We start from the raw sequence: 16,611 nt of genomic DNA on the forward strand, positions 1-16,611 counted from the left end.
AAGACGCAATCGGAATCCGATTGCGTCGTCTGACGCGTCGGCTGGGGGCTACGACGGCAAGGGTTGGCGGAGGACGATGAGGGACTGGCCGCTTTGGGTGTACGCCTCGCCGACGGCGACCAGGTCGTTGCCGATGGCGGCCACGGTCGACAGGTGCTGGTAGCCGGGCCCGGTCAGCCGGCTGTCCTTGAGCGGCTCGAAGCGCCACGACCTGCCGTCCGCGGTCGACCAGACCGCCGCGTCGGGGTTGCCGCGGCTGCCGAGCGCGCCGGCGACCACCAGCCGCGAGCCGACCACCGTCGAGTCGGTGACCGCGGCACGCTCGCTCTGGCCAGCCGCGGCGCTGGCGGCCGGCAGCGTGAGCGACGACCAGGTCTTGCCCTTGTCGGTCGAGGTGTACGCGACGGCCGACTGCTTGCCGTCCGCTGTGCCGGCGACACCGGCCGCGACGAGCGTGCCGTTGGGCAGGGCCGACACGGTCTTCAGCTCGCCGCCGACCGAGCCGTTCGGCGGCGCGAGCACCTGCGCCGACCAGTGCAGTCCGTCGGTGCTGGTGTAGATCGTCGGCTGCGACGTGCCGTTTTTCTCCGCGCCGCCGACCGCGTACGCGGTGGTGCCGGCCGCGACCACGTCGTTGATGGTCCGCTCGGTGGTGTCGCTGGTGGCCAGCAGGTCGTCCGGCTTCACGCCGCTGCCCGGCAGCCAGCTCACGCCGTCGGCCGAGCGCCAGACCGCCGCCGACACCTTGCCGTTGTCGCGCCGATAGCCGACGACCAGCCAGCCTTTGCCGTACGCGCACACGGCCAGCGGCGACGAGCCGTAGTAGATGCTGTTGCGGCCATAGACGGTCGGATGCCGTACGACCGGCGGTGTCGCGTCCGTCCACGACGAGCCGTCCTTGGACGACACGAACACGCCTTCTGGCGTCGGTCCCGTGGACACCGAACCGACCGCGAGCCAGCCGGCCGGACCGTTGGCCAGGTCGGACAGCTGCGGACGCGCGGCCGGCGTGCCGGTCGCGCCGGCCGGCAGGTCCACCATGGCGAACTTGTCGGCGTCGCCGGACTGCCAGAGCGCCGGCTGGCCGCGGCTGTCGCCGATCGCCAGTACGCCACCACCCGGCCTGGCGCGGACCGCGGCGATCGACAGCGCCGGCCGTACGCCGGAGGCGTCCGCCGAGATCGTCACCGCCGACCACGACCCGCTCGACCCGCGGACCCACGTGGCCGCCGTGGCGTCCGATCCGGACGCGCCGTTGCCGACCGCCACGACGCTCGAGCCATCGGTCGCCAGCGCCCAAATGCGCTGCGTACCGGCACCGGTGAGGCCACCGACCGAGACGTTGCCGACCGAGTTGACACTTCCCTGGGTCAGCATGCCGTCCAGGTCGTCGACGCCACCGCGCTCGTCCGTACGGTGTCCGGCCACCACGATCCGGCCGCCGACCTGCACCACCGCGGCCGGGATGTCGTCCTGCGCGGTGGCCATCGCCGGCTGCTTGTGCACCTGCCAGGACAGGCCGTCGCCGGAGGTCAGCACCACGCCGTCCCAGGTGTTCTGGCCGCCGGCCTGAGCGACCGCGACGAAGCCGGAGTCGGTGGCGGTGATCGCGTTGACATAGCCGAAGAGCTTGTTGGCCAGCGTCAGGTTGGTGCCAAACTCCGGGCCGACGACCAGCTGGTAGGACTTGCCGGCGTCCCGCGACACCGCGAAGAAGTGGCCGTACTGGTTCTTCGCGTCGGCGAACCGGCCGCCGACGACGATGGTCTGGCCGCGTACGGCGACCGCGTCATATCGCACGTCGTGGCTGTTCGGCGGCGCCTGCGTGGCCGGCGCGCGCGTCCAGGTCACGCCGTCCGCCGAGGTCCACACGACCGCGCCGGCGGCACCGGTCGCGCCGCTGTAGCCGACCGCGAGATAGCCGGTCGAGGTGGTCGTCAGGTCGGAGACCCGGTCGTTGTTACGAAACGCCGCCGGACTCGGCCGGCGCAGCCAGCTCGACCCGTCGGAGCTGGTCCACAGCGCCGTGCCGAAGTCGGCGCTGCCGAGCGCGACCCAGCCGCGCGGTCCGAAGGCGACCTGGTCCGGCTCGTCGCTCGGCGTCGTGGCGGCGATGCCGGCCGGGTCGGGACGCGCCGGCTGCCATTTCCTGCCGCTGTCGGTGCTGCGCAGGAACAACGGCTGCGTGCTGGCGCCGCTGGCCACCCCGACCGCGACGTACTGACCGCGGTGACCGGCGGCCACGTCGTACAACCGCTGGTCGATGCCGGCGCCGGCGGACGCCGGATACGCGGCGAACCGGCCGCCGTCGTCGCTGGCCTGCGTCGCGCCGGTGTCGGGCTGGCGGTTGAGATACCAGACGCCGCCGACGGCGAGGCCGCCGAGCACGAGCAGGCCGACCACCACACCGGCCACGATCGAGAGCAACCGGCGGCCGCGGCGTTTACGCGCCGGACCGGCCGGCAGCGGCGGGATCGGCTCGCCGTATGGCGACACGTGCCAGTCGGGAGTGCCCGGCTGAGCGTACGGCTGGCCGGACGACGGTTGGCCGTACGGACTCTGCGTCGGCTGACCGGAGGTCGGCTGCGGGTAGGGCTGACTGGAGGTTGGCTGTGGAGACGGCTGGCCGGACGACGGCTGCGGATACGGCTGGCTCGAGGTCGGCGCCTGGTATTGCTGGCCGTACGGGTCGGCCTGCGGCGCGCCGGCGTAGTAGCCACCGGCGGCCGGCTGGCCATAGTACGGATTGTGCTGCGTCTCCTCGACCGGCGGCGGCTCCTGCTGTTGGTACGGCTGGGGCTGGTACGGCTGAGGTTCGTACGGCTGCGGCTGATACGGCGCCGGCTCGTAGACGCCGGGCGGGTCCGGCACCTGCTGCGGCGGCTGCTCGAACGGCGACCGCTCCCTGTCCGGCTGCTGCTGAGGTGGCTGCCCATACGGCGACTGCCCGTAAGCCGGCGGCTGGGCCTGCGGACTCTGGAACGTCGTCGTCTCGTCCGGGTCGGGCCGCTGCCCGCCCGGTTGTCCCCACTGGCCGTCGGTCATCGCTCTCCACACTCGTGTCGACCCGATTATTTCCGATTGCGGCCAGCGCCGGGGACGGTAGGAGGCAGTTCGACAAATCGTCGTACGCGTGTTCGAATGACGTCATGCGGTGGGAGGCACAACTGGTGAACCGGCCGGCCGGCGCGTCCGAGGAGGCGCTGCCGCTGGACCTGCCGCCGCAGCTCACCGGGCCGCTGTCGGGGGCGGTCCGGCGTACGTTCGACACGCCGGAGTTTCGCGGCGTGACCTTCTACGAGGTGCTGGCCAAGTCGGCGCTCAACAAGGTGCCGGCGGTGTCGCAGGTGCCGTTCGAGTGGACGGTCAACCCGTATCGCGGCTGCACGCACGCCTGCCGCTATTGCTTCGCGCGCAAGACGCACAGCTATCTCGACCTGGACACCGGCCGCGACTTCGACACGCAGGTGGTGGTCAAGGTCAACATCGCCGAGGTGCTGCGCCGCGAGCTCGCCTCGCCGCGCTGGCAGCGGCCGCACGTGGCGATGGGGACCAACACCGATCCCTACCAGCGCGCCGAAGGCCGCTATCGGCTGATGCCCGGCATCATCGAGGCGCTGGCCGACTCCGGCACCGGCTTCTCCATCCTCACCAAAGGCACGCTGATCGCGCGCGATCTTCCACTGCTGAGGAGTGCGGCCACCGGCGCCGGAGCCAGCGCGGCGCAGTCGATCGGCTTCCTCGACCGCGAGCTGTGGCGCGCCGTCGAGCCTGGTACGCCAAGTCCGCAAGCCCGGCTGCGGGTCTGCGGCCAGCTGTCCGACGCCGGCCTGCGGGTGAGTGTGCTGATGGCGCCGGTGCTGCCGTATCTGACCGACTCCGACGAGGCCATCGACGCGACCGCCGCGGCGATCGCCGACGCCGGCGCGACCCAGCTCACCGGCATCCCGCTGCACCTGCGGCCCGGTGCGCGCGAGTGGTTCATGGCCTGGCTGTCCCGCGAGCATCCGCGGCTGGTGGCGCCCTATCGGCGGCTCTATCGCCGCGGCTCGTACGCGCCGGAGGACTATCGCCGCGACCTGTCCGCGCGGATCCACGCGGCGGCTCGCCGGCACGGCCTCGACCGGCCGGGTCCGGCGCGCTGGATGGGCCAACCTGAGTCGCCAACGGAGCCCTCGCCACGGCCGGAGCAGCTCACCCTGTTGTGACGGTCGTCACATCCGGTCGCGGCCAACCGTACGCGGTGGTCGGCCGTCTCAGGGTTGTGCGCTCTACAACGAGGTGGAGTGTGCGGGGTGGGGAAACCGGGGATCGAGGCCGGTCGAGGCCCGGGCGCGCAGGACGGTCGACCACTGCTGGGGGTGGTACGTCGATCGCCGCGGCCGGGCCTCGATCGTGCCGATCGGAGCTTCCCCTTATCGGAGCTTGTAGTCGCGCAGCAGGCCGCGGCTGATGATCGTCTTCTGGATCTCGCTGGTCCCCTCGCCGATCAGCAGGAACGGCGCCTCGCGCATCAGCCGCTCGATCTCGTACTCCTTGGAATAGCCATAGCCGCCGTGGATGCGGAACGCCGCCTGCGTCACCTCGGCGCAGTACTCGCTGGCCAGCAGCTTGGCCATGCCGGCCTCCACGTCGTTGCGCGCGCCGGAGTCCTTGAGCCGCGCCGCGTTGACCATCAGCGCGTGCGCCGCCTCGATCTTGGTCGCCATCTCGGCGAGTGAGAAGGCGACGGCTTGGTGCTCGGCGATCGCCTTGCCAAACGCCTTGCGCTGCTGCGCGTACGCGATGGCCAGCTCAAACGACCGGATCGCGATGCCGCACGCGCGCGCGGCGACGTTCACGCGGCCGACCTCGATGCCGTCCATCATCTGGTAGAAACCACGGCCGGTCTGGCCGCCGAGCACGGCGTCGGCGGAGATCCGGTAGTCGTCGAAGACCGCCTCGGTGGTGTCGACGCCCTTGTAGCCCATTTTCGCGATCTTGCCGGGGATGGTCAGTCCCGGCGCGACCTCGCCGAAGCCGGTCGGCTTCTCGACCAGAAACGCGGTCATGTTCCGGTATGGCGACTCCGCGCCTTCGTCCGTACGCACCAGAAGCGCGATCAGGTTGGACGAACCACCGTTGGTGAGCCACATTTTCTGGCCGTTGACCACATATCCGTCGCCATCCTTCACCGCCTTGGTGCGGATCGCGGCGACGTCGGAGCCCAGCTCCGGCTCCGACATGGAAAACGCACCGCGCACCTCACCGGCCGCCATCTTCGGCAGCAGCCGCCGCTTCTGTTCCTCGGTGCCGTGCCGGGAAATCATGTACGCGGCGATGAAATGCGTGTTGATCACGCCGGACACGCTCATCCAGCCGCGCGCGATCTCCTCGACCACCAGCGCGTACGTGAGCAGCGACTCGCCGAGGCCGCCGTACTCCTCGTCGATGGTGAGGCCGAACAGCCCCATCTCCTTCATCTTCTCGACGATCTCGGTGGGATATTCGTCGGCGTGCTCCAGGTCCTGCGCGGCCGGGATGATCTCCTTCTCCACGAAGGTGTGGACCGCGTCCAGGATCTCGGTCTGCACGTCGGTCAGTCCGTGGGTCTGCGCCAGCCGCGCCATCGTCGCTCCCGCCGGTCGGATGTGGTTACTGCGCAGTATTAGCGACCGGTCACCGTGAGCGCACGTCCATGTGGACGTTGTCACGTGCTGAACCGATCTCCGCGTCTGACGCGGGGGTCACCCTTTCGTGCCACCTCGGCCGCGGATGTCCCCACCGCGCGATAGATGCCACGACACTCATGGTCAAGAGAACGACGGGGATCTCACCGAGGAGCACAGCGATGACCTACCAGCCACCGACCACCGGTTACCCGTACGGACAGCCGTACCAGCCGTACGCAGTGCGCAAGACCAACACGATGGCGATCCTCGCGCTGGTCTTCGGCTTCGTCTTCTTCCCGCTCGGCATCTACTTCGGCCACCGCGCCAAGAAGGAGATCGCGGTCACCGGCGAGGACGGCGAGGGCCTGGCCACCGCCGGCATCATCGTCGGCTGGATCCACGCCGGCATCTGGGGCGTGGCGGTGGCGTTCATGCTCGTCTGGCTGGTCTTCGTCATCCTCTACTTCGTGTTCGCGGTCAGCCTGATCGGAGCCAGCGCCAGCACCGCCGGCACAAATGCGCTGACCTTCGCCCTCTCCCTCCTTTAGCCGAAATTCCTCAACGCCTCGTTACCGGCGCCTGGTGCCGGTAACGAGGCGTTGTGGCGAGAACTAGCGGCGGCCGGAGTCGACGCTGTTGCCGCCGTCCACGACCAGCAGCTGGCCGGTGATGTACGAGGCGCCGGGCGAGGCGAGATAGCACACCGCCGAGGCGACCTCCTCCGGCGTACCGGGCCGGCCGACCGGCGTCAGCCGGCCGTATTCCAGCTCGGTCGCGGTCGAGGACGACGTGCGGATCCAGCCGGGCGCGACCGCGTTGACCGTCACCCCGTCCGCGACGACCTCCATCGCCAGGGCCCTGGTGAGGCCGACCATGCCGGCCTTGGCCGCCGCGTAACCGGCCTCGGCGGGCACCGCGTTGACCGGGCCGGTGGTGGAGGCCACGTTCACGATCCGTCCCCAGCCGCGCTCGGCCATCTGTCCGACCAGCGCTCGCGACACCAGGAACGCGGTGGTCAGGTTGCGGTCGATCTCGGCGCGCCAGTCGGCGTCGGACAGGTGCGCGACCGGCCGCAGCACCTCCGGGCTGGCCAGCGACGCCATGCCGGCGTTGTTGATCACGATGTCCGGCTCGCCGACCGTCTCGTTGAGCGCGTCGGACAGCGCGGCCACCTCGGCCGGGTCGGCCAGGTCGGCGACGAAACCCGACGCGTCCAGCTCCTGTGCGCGCTCGTGGATCCGCTTCGTGGTCGACACGATCGCGACCGTGGCCCCCATCGACCGCAGCCGGTAGGACACCGCGAAACCGATGCCGTGCGGGCTGCCGGCACCGGTGACCAGCGCCACCCGTCCGCTCAACTCGTCGCTGATCTTCTCGACCACTCCCACTCCCCGATTCGCATCCGGCTGCACCGACGCCGCCGGCGCGATCGCGCCGTACGGTCAGGCTTGTCACGCTACCCTGACCTCCTGGCGCGACGGGGAGCGAACCAGTGACAGATCCGACCGATCCACCACCAAACCCCGGCATTCCGACGAGCTGATCGCAAGCGATCCGGGAGAGCATCGACGATGACCAATCCATACGATCCGTACGACCCGTACCAGCAGCAACAGCCGCAACCGACGACCGGATACGGCTACGGCGGCGGCTATCCGCCGACCCGGTCGACCAACGCGCTGGCCATCGTGTCCATGGTCCTGTCGATCCTGGGCATCTTCGCCTGTGGCGCGCTCTCGCTCGCCGGGGCGATCTGCGGGCACATCGCGATCAACCAGGTGCGCGAACGCAACGAGGAGGGCGAGGGGTTCGCCAAAGCCGGCATCATCGTCGGCTGGATCGCCACCGGCCTGTGGGTGGTCGGCGTGGTCCTCTACATCCTGTTCATCGTCGGGCTGGTGGTGTGGGGCGTCAGCCAGACGCCGACGCCGTACACGACGTATTAGGCCGTGCGTCTCACCTTGGGGGCGGGCGGCCACGACCGTGACCTGCGGTGAGGTAGATTCCGGCTGCCGGTGACCCGTCGCCGGTGACGCAAGGCCAGCGAAGCCGGTGCGAGTCCGGCGCTGTCCCGCAACTGTGAGGCCGTCCGGCCGAGCCAGGTCGCCTGTCCTGCGTCCGTCCCGACTGCCGGGACGCGGGTCGAGCGCCGGCGAGGGACCGGCATCCGGCCGGCGCGTCCCCTTTGCCGACAGGAGTTGGCATGTTCACGAGAGCGCGCCGGTATGCCGCCGCATTGCTGGCAACCGCACTGATCGCCGGCTGTGCGCAGACACCGAGCACCCCCACCACTGGCTCGTCCGGCGGCGCGTTTCCGGTGACGGTGAAGGCCAGCAACGGCACGGTCACCATCGCGGCCAAGCCGGCGCGGATCGTCTCGCTGTCGCCGACCGCCACCGAGATGCTGTACGCGATCGGTGCCGGCGGCGAGGTCAAGGCGGTCGACGACCAGTCCGACTTCCCGGCCAACGCGCCGCGGACGAAGCTGTCCGGTTTCAAGCCCAACGCCGAGGCGGTCGCCGGCTACAAGCCCGACCTGGTGCTGATCCAGAACGACACCAACGGCCTGCTGGCCGCGCTGACCCGGCTGAAGATCACCGTGCTGGTGCTGCCGTCGGCCACCACGCTGGAGGCGTCGTACGCGCAGACGCTCGCGCTCGGCACCGCCACCGGTCACCTGCCGCAGGCGCGACAGGCCGTACAGGCGGAGAAAACCAAGATCGCCGCAGCGGTTTCCACCGCGAAGGACCGCGGCAAGGGCCTCAAGGTCTATCACGAGGTCGACCCGACGTATTTCTCCGCGACCTCGCGCACTTTCGCCGGTGACATCTACAAACTCTTCGGCATGGTCAACATCGCCGACGCGGCGAAGGCCACCGCGCCGGACTATCCGCAGCTTTCCGCGGAGTTCGTCGTGCGGTCGGCGCCAGACGTCATCGTGCTGGCCGACACGCAATGCTGTGCGCAGTCGGCGGCCGTCGTCGCGAAGCGACCGGCGTTCGCGAACGTGCCGGCCGTACGCACCAACACGATCGTGGCGATCAGCGACGACATCGCCTCGCGCTGGGGACCGCGGGCCGCCGACCTCGCCGCCGCGATCTCCACCGCGATCGTGAACCGGAAGGCATGACGACACGCGCCGTCACCGACCGCGTCCGGCCGTCCCGGCCGGCGATCGCGGTGATCGCCGTCGTTTTGTTGCTGGCGCTGGCGATGCTGCTCGCGGTCTGCGTCGGCTCGACGGTGGTCTCGCCGCTGGCGCTGCTGACCGGCCGGCTGTCCGATGTGGACGCCGAGGTGATCCTGCAGCTGCGGCTGCCGCGGGTCCTGCTGGCGGCGCTGGTCGGCGGCATGCTGTCGCAGGCCGGCGCGGCCTATCAGGGCGTTTTTCGCAATCCACTGGCCGATCCGTATCTGCTGGGCGCGGCGGCCGGGGCGGGTCTGGGCGCGACCGCGATGATCGTGCTGGCGCGAGGCACTTTCGCGGTGGCGGTGCCGATCGGCGCGTTCGTCGGCGCGATGATCGGGGTCGGCAGCGCGTACGTGCTCGGCCGCGCGGCCAGCCGTACCGGTGGCACGGCCGCCCTGTTGTTGGCCGGTCTGGCGAGTACGGCGTTCTTCACCGCCGTCCAGACGGCGCTTTTGCAGGCCCACAACAGCGATCTGCTGCAGGTCACCGCGTGGATCCTCGGCCAGCTCGGCACCGCCAGCTGGGACTCGCTCGGCCTGATCGCGCCGTACGCGGCGGTCGCGGCGGTGTTGCTGGCCTTCGCCGGCCGCTGGCTGGACGTGCTGTCGGTCGGCGACGACGAGGCCGCCTCGCTCGGCCTGCGGCCGGAGCGCGTACGGTTTGCCATCCTGCTGGCCGCGTCGCTGTCGACCGCGGCGGCCGTGTCGGCGGCCGGCCTGATCGGCTTCGTCGGCCTGGTGGTGCCGCACATCCTGCGGCGATTGGCCGGCACGTCCTATCGCCTGCTGCTGCCGCTGTCCTTGTTTGGTGGCTCGATTTTCCTTGTGTTGTCCGACCTTCTGTCGCGTACGGCGTTGTATCCGGCGGAAATACCGATCGGTGTGGTGACCGCTTTCGTCGGGGCACCGTTCTTCGCTTTCCTGCTGTTGGTGGGAAACCGGCAGTGAAGGTCGAGATTTCCGGGCTGTCGGTGGCTTTGAGCAAGGCCACCGTGTTGCGTGACGTGGACGTCAGTGTGCCGGCCGGCTCGTGGCTGGGGCTGATCGGACCCAACGGTGCCGGCAAGTCGACGTTGTTACGAGCACTGCTCGGCCTGGTGCCGTCGACCGGCCGGATTTTGCTGGGTGGCAAGGAAATCGGCTCGCTGCGAGCGCGTGAGCGGGCTCGGCTGGTGGCGTACGCGCCGCAGTCGCCGCTGCTGCCGACCGGCATGTCGGTGCTCGACTACACCTTGCTGGGACGCACGCCGTACCAGTCGCTGCTCGGCGCGCCCGGTCGCTCCGACCGCGTGCTGGCGGACGGGATCCTGCGCCGACTCGACCTCGACGGCCTCGGCGGCCGGCCGCTGCAGACGCTGTCCGGCGGCGAGCGGCAGCGGGTCGTACTCGCGCGGGCGCTGGCTCAGCAGCCGAGCCTGTTGCTGCTGGACGAGCCGACCGCCTCGCTCGACCTCGGTCACGCGCAGGCGGTGCTCGAGTTGGTCGACCGGCTGCGCGTCGAGGACGGCATCACGGTCGTGAGCGCGCTGCACGACCTGTCGCTGGCGGCGCAGTATCCGGTGTCGCTGGTGTTGCTGGCCGGCGGATCGGTGGTCGCGACCGGTCGGCCGTCGGCGGTGCTCACCGCCGAGAGCCTGGCCACGTACTATTCCGCGCGCGTCGCGGTCGACACGGGACCGACCGGCCTGCCGCGGATCACTCCGCTGCGCCGCTGACGCGACCCGTTTCCGGGGCAATCGGGGCCCGATTGCCCCGGAAACGGTGGTGATCAGGCGACCGTGCCGCCGAGGCCGGTCCAGGTCTGCGTGCCGGTGTTCCACATGTAGAGGTGGCCGTCAGTGCCGCGGGCGAAGACGTTGACCCGGTCGGGCTGGTCCGGGATGCCTTCGTCCAGCGCGAACGGCGTGCCGGTGATCGCGCCGGTCGGGATGCGGATCGGGGCACCCCAGGTGGCGCCGTTCTCGTACCAGAGACCGTTGTCGTTGCCGCGGTAGTAGTAACGGTGGCTGCGCTCGGCCAGCGAGGCCGACGACCCGACGTTGCTGGCGATCTTGGACGGAGCGGTGAAGTAGTACGGGTCGTTGTTGTAGCCGTTGAGCATCCGGTAGAGGCTGCCGTCGGTGCCGCGGTACATCAGCGCGGTGCGACCGTATGCCGTCGTGTAGGACAGCGTCGGCGGCGCGGTGATCTGCGCGCCGAAGTTGACGCCGTTGAGGTAGAGGATGCCGTCGGTGCCGCGGCCGGTGAAGAAGTTCACCGGCTGGTCCGGGGTGGAGTAGTTCTTGTCGTAGCTGGCGCCGATCGAGGTGGTGTAGACGCCGCCGAGGACGTTCCACGGCTCCCACGCGCTCAGGTCGTCGTTGTCGTTGATGGTGTTGATCGCGTTACGGGCCGCGTTGGTCGACAGCAGATAGACGTCTTTGGTCGGCGCCGCGGCGAGCGCGGCCTTGTTGGCCGTACGCTGGCGGATCAGCGGGCTCTTCTTCGTGCTCTGCTTCGCCGTGCCGGAGGTCGGGATCGGTGGCTGCACGACGACCGCCGGGCCACTGCCCGCGATGGCCTGCGCGGTCGTGTCGATCCACTGGCTGCCCGGTGCGATGTTGCGCATGTAGATGTGGTTGTCCGGGCTGCGGATGAAGGCGTAGGTGCCGGCCGGCAGCGACGGGCCGCCGGGCAGCACGGCCGCGGACACCGTCCACGGTGCCACCGGAGGCGCCGGAGCGGCGCTCGCCTGCGTTGTCGGAGTCAGGAGGGCCGTGGCCATTACGGCGACGGCCCCGATTCTGACGGCGGACTTGGTGCGCATGTCACTTCACTTTCCTGGCTGTCGCCAGCACTCGTGGGGAGCCAGGGCCACCACCCCCCGGCCAGTAGCGCCGCTACTTTATCCCCGCCGTACGACAGATCCGGAGCGAATCCGCGCGGATCACGCCAGCCGCCGCAAGCCGATCCGTACAGGCAGATTTTCCTGCCCTTTCAGGCAATGGCGATCGCCCGGCCACGCGTATGGCGGTGGCGCGGGGTGTCCGATTGAGACCTTGTTGCGTTCTGGATCGATCCGCCCGGTCAAGAACCTCGTATTCGGACACCAAACCGCGTGTCCGGATGGCGGCTGTTATGACAAAACCGCAGGTCACCACACATCGGAGGACGCAATCGGAATCCGATTGCGTCCTCCGATGGTGAGGGGGTCAGGGGCGGATGGCGACGATCAGCTCGATCTCCACCGGCTGGTTCAGCGGCAGGTTGGACGTGCCGATCGCCGACCTGGCGTGCTGGCCGCGGTGCGCGCCGAACACCTCGACCATCAGGTCGGAGAAGCCGTGCACCACGGTCGGCTGCTCGTGGAAGTCATCGGCGCTGTTGACGAACGCGAGCGCCTTGACGATCCGCTCGACGCGGTCGAGGTCGCCGAGGTAGTCACGGATGCTGCGCAGCAGCTGTACGCCGGTGGCGCGAGCCGCGTCGTATGCCTCCTCCAGCGACACCTCCGCGCCGACCCGGCCGCGGTAGAGCAGGTTGCCGTCGTTGTCTGCCGGGCCGTGGCCGGAGACGAACAACAGGTCACCGTGCTGGACACAGGGAATGAGGCCGGTCCCGCGCGCCAGTTTCGTCGGCAGCTCGATGCCGAGGTCGCGCAGCTTGGTCTCGATGGATCCCACCAATTACTCCTTTGTTTTCAGCAGCCGGCGGATTTCGCCGAGTACGATGTCGTCTTCGCCTTCCAGCAAAGTCTGCGGGTTCAACGCGATCGCGTCGGTTTCGTGTGCGCTGACCGCGATCCGCGGGTCGAGGTCCCAGAGTGCGGCGACCAGGTCGTCGCGCGTCCAGCCGCTGTCCGGTCCAATGTGGACGATCGCGCGGCCGTGCGGTTGGCCGGCCTCGCTCGGATAACCGCGTTCGACGGTCACGCCGGCGAAACCGGACAGGCCGTCGATCCATTTCCGGACCGATGCCTCGTACGCACCGATAATGGCCGGCTCGTCCTGCTGCATTGTCCATTCGATCGCCGCCACCAGGCCGAGCAGTTCCTCCTTGCCGGTCTTCAGGCCGCGGCCGAGCGAGTGGTTCGGTGCGCCGTTGGCTCGTGCCGCCGCGATCAGCCATTCCTTGCCGACCAGCAGCCCGGTCGACTGCGGACCCCGCAATCCCTTGCCACCGCTGAAAAGTGCCGCGTCGGCGCCGGCCTCGGTGGTGAAATGCCACAGCGAGGACACCGGCGGGATCTGCGCCGCCGCGTCGACGACGACCGGCACGTCGTGGCGGTGCGCGAGCTCCACCACCTGTTCCAGCGGCGGAGATCCAATCGACAGCACGCCGGCGAACCACAGCACGCAGGCCGTACGCTCGTCGATCGCGGCTTCCAGCTCGTCCAGCGTCGGGCCGATTTCGACGATCCGTGCGCCGACCTGCCGCACCGCGTAGTCGTATGCGTTGCGCTGGCTGCCATAAATAATGACCGTCTTCTCACCGGTCTTGTCCAGATACGGCAGATCCTCCAGCGCCACCGGGTTTTTCCCGCAGATGCACCCGATGACGGCCAGCGTGATCGCCGCGGCGGCGCCGCTGGTGATCAGCGCGTCCTCGTTGCCGGTCAGCTTCGCGAGCTTCTGGCCGACCGCGCGGTGCAGCTCGAAAACGTCAACGAAGTTACGCGAAGCGGCTTCCATCGCCGGCAAAACCGGCGGCGCGACGATCGATCCACCGAGTTTTGTCAGCGTGGCGGCGGCATTGATGACCGGACGCAGGCCGAGCTCGGCATAGGCCTCGTTCACGTACGTGGTCATGCGTAGACCTTGTCAAACTTGGATAATGGCCGCACACCGAGCTTTCCGGCCAACCACGCGTCGACCGCGTCGTTGTCGGTCTGGCCTTCGTGCGTCGGCGCGTATGTCTCCGCCTTCAGCACCTTGGCCAGGCCCGCCATCGTGCCGGCCTCGTCGGCGACCTCGGCACGGACCGCTGCCCGCACGGCCGCGGCATGGCGCTCGACGTCGAAGAATCCCAGCGTACGCGCCACCGCCGCGGCCCTGTCCGGATGAGTACGCAGGTAGTCGTTGAACTCCTCCACTGGATACGCCACCGTGTTCTGGCGCCGTTTGTCCCACTGGTAAAGCAGAACGTCCGGCACCTGTACGGCCGCGAACACCGGTCGCCGCGCCGCGGTGATGACCGCGAAGTCGTCGCCGACGACCCCGATCCGCGAGCTGTCGACCTCCGGCCGGTCCAGCAACAGCTCGGCCGCACGCAGGCAGTCGGCCGCGACGCCGCGATAAATGTAGGAGTCGGGGTCCTCGATGCCGTCGGTCAGCAGTCCCGGATACGCGGCAGCGTAAGGAGAATCCGCCAGTCGCTGGCCGCGGTGCATGATCGTCAGCGTGACGTAACGCAACCGGTCGACCCAATGCGGTGGATTGTTGACGCTGCCATAGCGCGGTGTCGCAAGCAGCGCCGGAAAAGGTCCATCGCCTGTCGGTACGCTCAGATAACCGAAAATCCGGTACGAGCCGAGGCTGGTGAACCGCACCTCGTAGCCGGTGAAGTCGTCGGTCGTCCGGCCGGGAATCCGCCGGATCTCCGGTCGCGCCGGCAGCAACGCCAGCTCGGTGTCGATCTTTTCCCAATACGCGTCGAAATCCGCCATGTCAGCGACCCACCGCCGCCGGCGTCAGGTGCGATGCCAAGAATTCCTCCACTTTCGGCATGGCCCAGTGATGTCCGGCGTCATGGCCGCACCGCTCGTAGGTGAGCAGCTCCTTGGGGCAGGCCATCGCCTCGTGTACGGCGAAACCGGTCTCCGGCGGGCAGACGTCGTCCTGCAGGCCGATGTAGGTGAGCATCGCGGCGCGGATCCGCGGCGCGAAGTTGACGCCGTCGAAATAGCCGACCGTCTCGGTGACCTGCTTCTCGTGCTCGGGGAAGACCCGCAGGTATTCGTTGATTTCCTCGTACGGATAGGAATGCGTCAGCTTCGCCGAGTCCATGAAACCGCACAGGTAGGGCGCGCCGGCGGCACCACACTTGATGACGTCCGGCATCAGGCCGGCGGTGGTGATGGTGAGCGCGCCACCCTGGCTCGAGCCGTGCAGCCCAACGCGGTCGGCGTCGACCTCCGGCCGAGTCAGCGCGGTTTCCACGGCACGCACGGCATCGACGTAGAAACCGCGATACGCGTAGGTGTTCGGGTCGATGATGTTCTCCACCAACAGCCCCGGATATCCGGGGTTGAAACGCTGGTTGGAGCGCAGTTTTCCGCGTGGCGCCACAGCAAACGCCGCATACCCCTGCCTGGCCCAGCTTTTCGGGATCACCGGCTCGGAGATGTAGCCGGGCAGCAGCATCAGCACCGGATACGGCGGTGGCAGCACCTCCGCACGCGGCACCGCATACCAGCCGGAGATCCGTACGCCGGCCCAGCTGTCGTAATGCACGTCGTAGACGGCGATCTCGTCGGTCGACCGCTCCGGCACGTAGTCGAAGACCGGCGCGAGCGGAATGCGCCGCGTCTGCTCCAGTGTGCCGGCCCAGAACTCGTCGAAATCGTCCGGTCTGTGCACGTCGACGGTGTAACGCTGTGGTTCCCGCACGCGCGTCACGCGGTATCACCCTCCGAAACTGCTGGCGAATCCTTGGCTGTCAACGAAGTCTCGCGGTTGAGCGGAGTCGCCGAACGCGCCGCCAGCACCGCGCGTCCGTCGGACGGGTCGAACAGGTGCACCTTGTCGGCCGGCAGGCCGATGCCGATCGAGGTGTTCACGCCGCCGGTGAACGGCGCCGGTACGCGCGCCTTCACCAGGTCATCGCCGAGGCTGATCGTCACCAGCACGTCGGCGCCGAGCAGCTCGGCGACGAAGATCTTCGCCGGGTGCGCCTCTTTCGCGGTCGCGTCGGCCAGTTCCACGTCCTCTGGCCGGATCCCCAGCACCGCCTCGCGACCGGACAGCTCGTCGACCGCCGGCCCGGCGTGGTCAGGCAACCGTACGGTCACCGACCCGTGCTGGAAAAGCAGCTCGTCGCCCTCGCGTTTCACTTCTCCGGTCAGGAAGTTCATCGGCGGGCTGCCCATGAACGAGGCGACGAAGACGTTCGCCGGTCGCGCGTAGATGTCCTCCGGCGAGGCGCATTGCTGCACCACACCGTCCTTCATCACCGCGATCCGGTCGGACATCGTCATCGCTTCGATCTGGTCGTGCGTCACGTAGATGAACGTCCGGCGCAGGTCGGCGTGCAGCCGCTTGAGCTCGGCGCGCATGCTGACCCGCAGCTGAGCGTCCAGATTGGACAGTGGCTCGTCCAGCAGGTACGCGCCGGCGTCGCGGATCACCGCGCGGCCGAGCGCGACCCGCTGCCGCTGGCCACCGGAGAGCGCTTTCGGCTTGCGCTCCAACAGGTTCTCGATGCCCAGCGAGGCGGCCACCTTGTCGACCCGCTCGTCGATCTCGGTCTTGGGCACCCGCATCATCTTCAGCGCGAAACCGATGTTCTGCGCGACCGTCTTGTGTGGATAGAGCGCGTAGCTCTGGAAAACCATCGCCACGTCGCGTTTGTTCGCCGGCAGGTGCGCGACCGGCTGGTCGTCGAAGAAAACCTCGCCGCTGGACGGCCGTTCCAGGCCGCACACCATCCGCAGCGTGGTGGACTTTCCGCAGCCGGACGGTCCGACCAGGGTGAGAAACTCGCGGTCGGCGATCGTCAGGTTCAGGTCGTCGACGGCGACCACGCCGCCGAAGTCCTTGCGGATGTTCTCCAGCCTTACCTCAGCCATCTGCGC

General features: G+C 69.0%; 15 protein-coding genes and 1 riboswitch. Of the genes, 6 read left to right on the forward strand and 9 right to left on the reverse strand.

The genetic code is table 11. The features are described from left to right. Positions 1 to 48 precede the first annotated feature (48 nt). A complete protein-coding gene (locus GNX95_RS30020; RefSeq protein WP_163511057.1) occupies positions 49 to 3,045 on the reverse strand; it encodes a hypothetical protein in 2,997 nt (998 codons plus the stop codon). A gap of 104 nt (positions 3,046 to 3,149) precedes the next feature. On the opposite strand from GNX95_RS30020, the gene GNX95_RS30025 reads away from it, so the two are divergent. After that, positions 3,150 to 4,208 carry an Rv2578c family radical SAM protein gene (locus tag GNX95_RS30025; protein WP_163511058.1) on the forward strand — a complete coding sequence of 353 codons (1,059 nt, stop codon included), beginning with the start codon at positions 3,150 to 3,152 and terminating at the stop codon, positions 4,206 to 4,208. Between the two features lie 207 nt (positions 4,209 to 4,415). On the opposite strand, the gene GNX95_RS30030 is transcribed toward GNX95_RS30025, so the two are convergent. Continuing rightward, positions 4,416 to 5,609 (reverse strand): acyl-CoA dehydrogenase family protein, encoded by a 1,194-nt coding sequence (locus GNX95_RS30030; protein WP_163511059.1) that lies wholly within the window; start codon positions 5,607 to 5,609, stop codon positions 4,416 to 4,418. A gap of 221 nt (positions 5,610 to 5,830) precedes the next feature. Between GNX95_RS30030 and GNX95_RS30035 the strand changes: the two genes are divergently transcribed. After that, on the forward strand, positions 5,831 to 6,199 hold the full coding sequence (locus GNX95_RS30035) for a DUF4190 domain-containing protein (protein WP_163511060.1): 369 nt from the start codon (positions 5,831 to 5,833) through the stop codon (positions 6,197 to 6,199). 63 nt (positions 6,200 to 6,262) lie between these two features. Here GNX95_RS30035 and GNX95_RS30040 read toward each other — a convergent pair whose 3' ends face one another. Next, entirely contained in the window at positions 6,263 to 7,033 is a 771-nt protein-coding gene (locus tag GNX95_RS30040; protein ID WP_222854042.1) for an SDR family NAD(P)-dependent oxidoreductase, read from the reverse strand. A gap of 189 nt (positions 7,034 to 7,222) precedes the next feature. Here GNX95_RS30040 and GNX95_RS30045 point away from each other — a divergent pair, with 189 nt between their 5' ends. The 4 genes from GNX95_RS30045 to GNX95_RS30060 all read left to right on the forward strand — a co-directional run bounded on the left by GNX95_RS30045 (position 7,223) and on the right by GNX95_RS30060 (position 10,555). After that, complete coding sequence (locus GNX95_RS30045) at positions 7,223 to 7,597, forward strand: DUF4190 domain-containing protein (protein ID WP_163511061.1); 375 nt, start codon at positions 7,223 to 7,225, stop codon at positions 7,595 to 7,597. A gap of 102 nt (positions 7,598 to 7,699) precedes the next feature. Beyond that, positions 7,700 to 7,754, forward strand: a riboswitch (cobalamin riboswitch). Positions 7,755 to 7,854: 100 nt separating this feature from the next. Next, entirely contained in the window at positions 7,855 to 8,781 is a 927-nt protein-coding gene (locus tag GNX95_RS30050; protein ID WP_163511062.1) for a helical backbone metal receptor, read from the forward strand. Then, positions 8,778 to 9,788, forward strand: coding sequence for a FecCD family ABC transporter permease (locus GNX95_RS30055; protein ID WP_163511063.1), 1,011 nt, complete (start codon positions 8,778 to 8,780; stop codon positions 9,786 to 9,788). Before GNX95_RS30050 ends, GNX95_RS30055 begins: the two co-directional genes overlap by 4 nt. Next, entirely contained in the window at positions 9,785 to 10,555 is a 771-nt protein-coding gene (locus GNX95_RS30060) for an ABC transporter ATP-binding protein (protein ID WP_163511064.1), read from the forward strand. The genes GNX95_RS30055 and GNX95_RS30060 overlap by 4 nt, the downstream gene beginning before the upstream one ends. 53 nt (positions 10,556 to 10,608) lie before the next feature. On the opposite strand, the gene GNX95_RS30065 is transcribed toward GNX95_RS30060, so the two are convergent. The 6 genes from GNX95_RS30065 to GNX95_RS30090 form a co-directional block, all read right to left on the reverse strand. Further along, the gene (locus GNX95_RS30065; protein WP_163511065.1) at positions 10,609 to 11,547 is read right to left on the reverse strand and encodes a PLL family lectin; all 939 of its coding nucleotides are present in this window, start codon (positions 11,545 to 11,547) and stop codon (positions 10,609 to 10,611) included. A gap of 484 nt (positions 11,548 to 12,031) precedes the next feature. Continuing rightward, positions 12,032 to 12,502: a RidA family protein gene (locus GNX95_RS30070; protein WP_163511066.1), complete on the reverse strand. Its 471-nt coding sequence runs from the start codon at positions 12,500 to 12,502 to the stop codon at positions 12,032 to 12,034. Between the two features lie 3 nt (positions 12,503 to 12,505). Next, positions 12,506 to 13,627 (reverse strand): aminotransferase class V-fold PLP-dependent enzyme, encoded by a 1,122-nt coding sequence (locus GNX95_RS30075; RefSeq protein ID WP_163511067.1) that lies wholly within the window; start codon positions 13,625 to 13,627, stop codon positions 12,506 to 12,508. Then, on the reverse strand, positions 13,624 to 14,484 hold the full coding sequence (locus GNX95_RS30080) for an acetylxylan esterase (protein ID WP_163511068.1): 861 nt from the start codon (positions 14,482 to 14,484) through the stop codon (positions 13,624 to 13,626). The genes GNX95_RS30075 and GNX95_RS30080 overlap by 4 nt, the downstream gene beginning before the upstream one ends. 1 nt (position 14,485) lies before the next feature. Further along, a complete protein-coding gene (locus tag GNX95_RS30085; protein ID WP_163511069.1) occupies positions 14,486 to 15,436 on the reverse strand; it encodes an acetylxylan esterase in 951 nt (316 codons plus the stop codon). Next, positions 15,433 to 16,605 (reverse strand): ABC transporter ATP-binding protein, encoded by a 1,173-nt coding sequence (locus GNX95_RS30090; RefSeq protein ID WP_163511070.1) that lies wholly within the window; start codon positions 16,603 to 16,605, stop codon positions 15,433 to 15,435. Before GNX95_RS30090 ends, GNX95_RS30085 begins: the two co-directional genes overlap by 4 nt. Positions 16,606 to 16,611: the final 6 nt, after the last annotated feature.

Source organism: Fodinicola acaciae (assembly GCF_010993745.1).
GTDB classification, from domain to species: Bacteria; Actinomycetota; Actinomycetes; order Mycobacteriales; family HKI-0501; genus Fodinicola; species Fodinicola acaciae.

Excerpts from the sequence above, each read along its gene's own strand:
- GNX95_RS30045 (WP_163511061.1), top strand. The coding sequence starts at position 7,223 with ATGACCAATCCATACGATCCGTACGACCCGTACCAGCAGCAACAGCCG.
- GNX95_RS30020 (WP_163511057.1), bottom strand. The coding sequence starts at position 3,045 with ATGACCGACGGCCAGTGGGGACAACCGGGCGGGCAGCGGCCCGACCCG.
- GNX95_RS30035 (WP_163511060.1), top strand. The coding sequence starts at position 5,831 with ATGACCTACCAGCCACCGACCACCGGTTACCCGTACGGACAGCCGTAC.
- GNX95_RS30080 (WP_163511068.1), bottom strand. The coding sequence starts at position 14,484 with ATGGCGGATTTCGACGCGTATTGGGAAAAGATCGACACCGAGCTGGCG.
- GNX95_RS30090 (WP_163511070.1), bottom strand. The coding sequence starts at position 16,605 with ATGGCTGAGGTAAGGCTGGAGAACATCCGCAAGGACTTCGGCGGCGTG.
- GNX95_RS30025 (WP_163511058.1), top strand. The coding sequence starts at position 3,150 with ATGCGGTGGGAGGCACAACTGGTGAACCGGCCGGCCGGCGCGTCCGAG.
- GNX95_RS30075 (WP_163511067.1), bottom strand. The coding sequence starts at position 13,627 with ATGACCACGTACGTGAACGAGGCCTATGCCGAGCTCGGCCTGCGTCCG.
- GNX95_RS30055 (WP_163511063.1), top strand. The coding sequence starts at position 8,778 with ATGACGACACGCGCCGTCACCGACCGCGTCCGGCCGTCCCGGCCGGCG.
- GNX95_RS30050 (WP_163511062.1), top strand. The coding sequence starts at position 7,855 with ATGTTCACGAGAGCGCGCCGGTATGCCGCCGCATTGCTGGCAACCGCA.
- GNX95_RS30030 (WP_163511059.1), bottom strand. The coding sequence starts at position 5,609 with ATGGCGCGGCTGGCGCAGACCCACGGACTGACCGACGTGCAGACCGAG.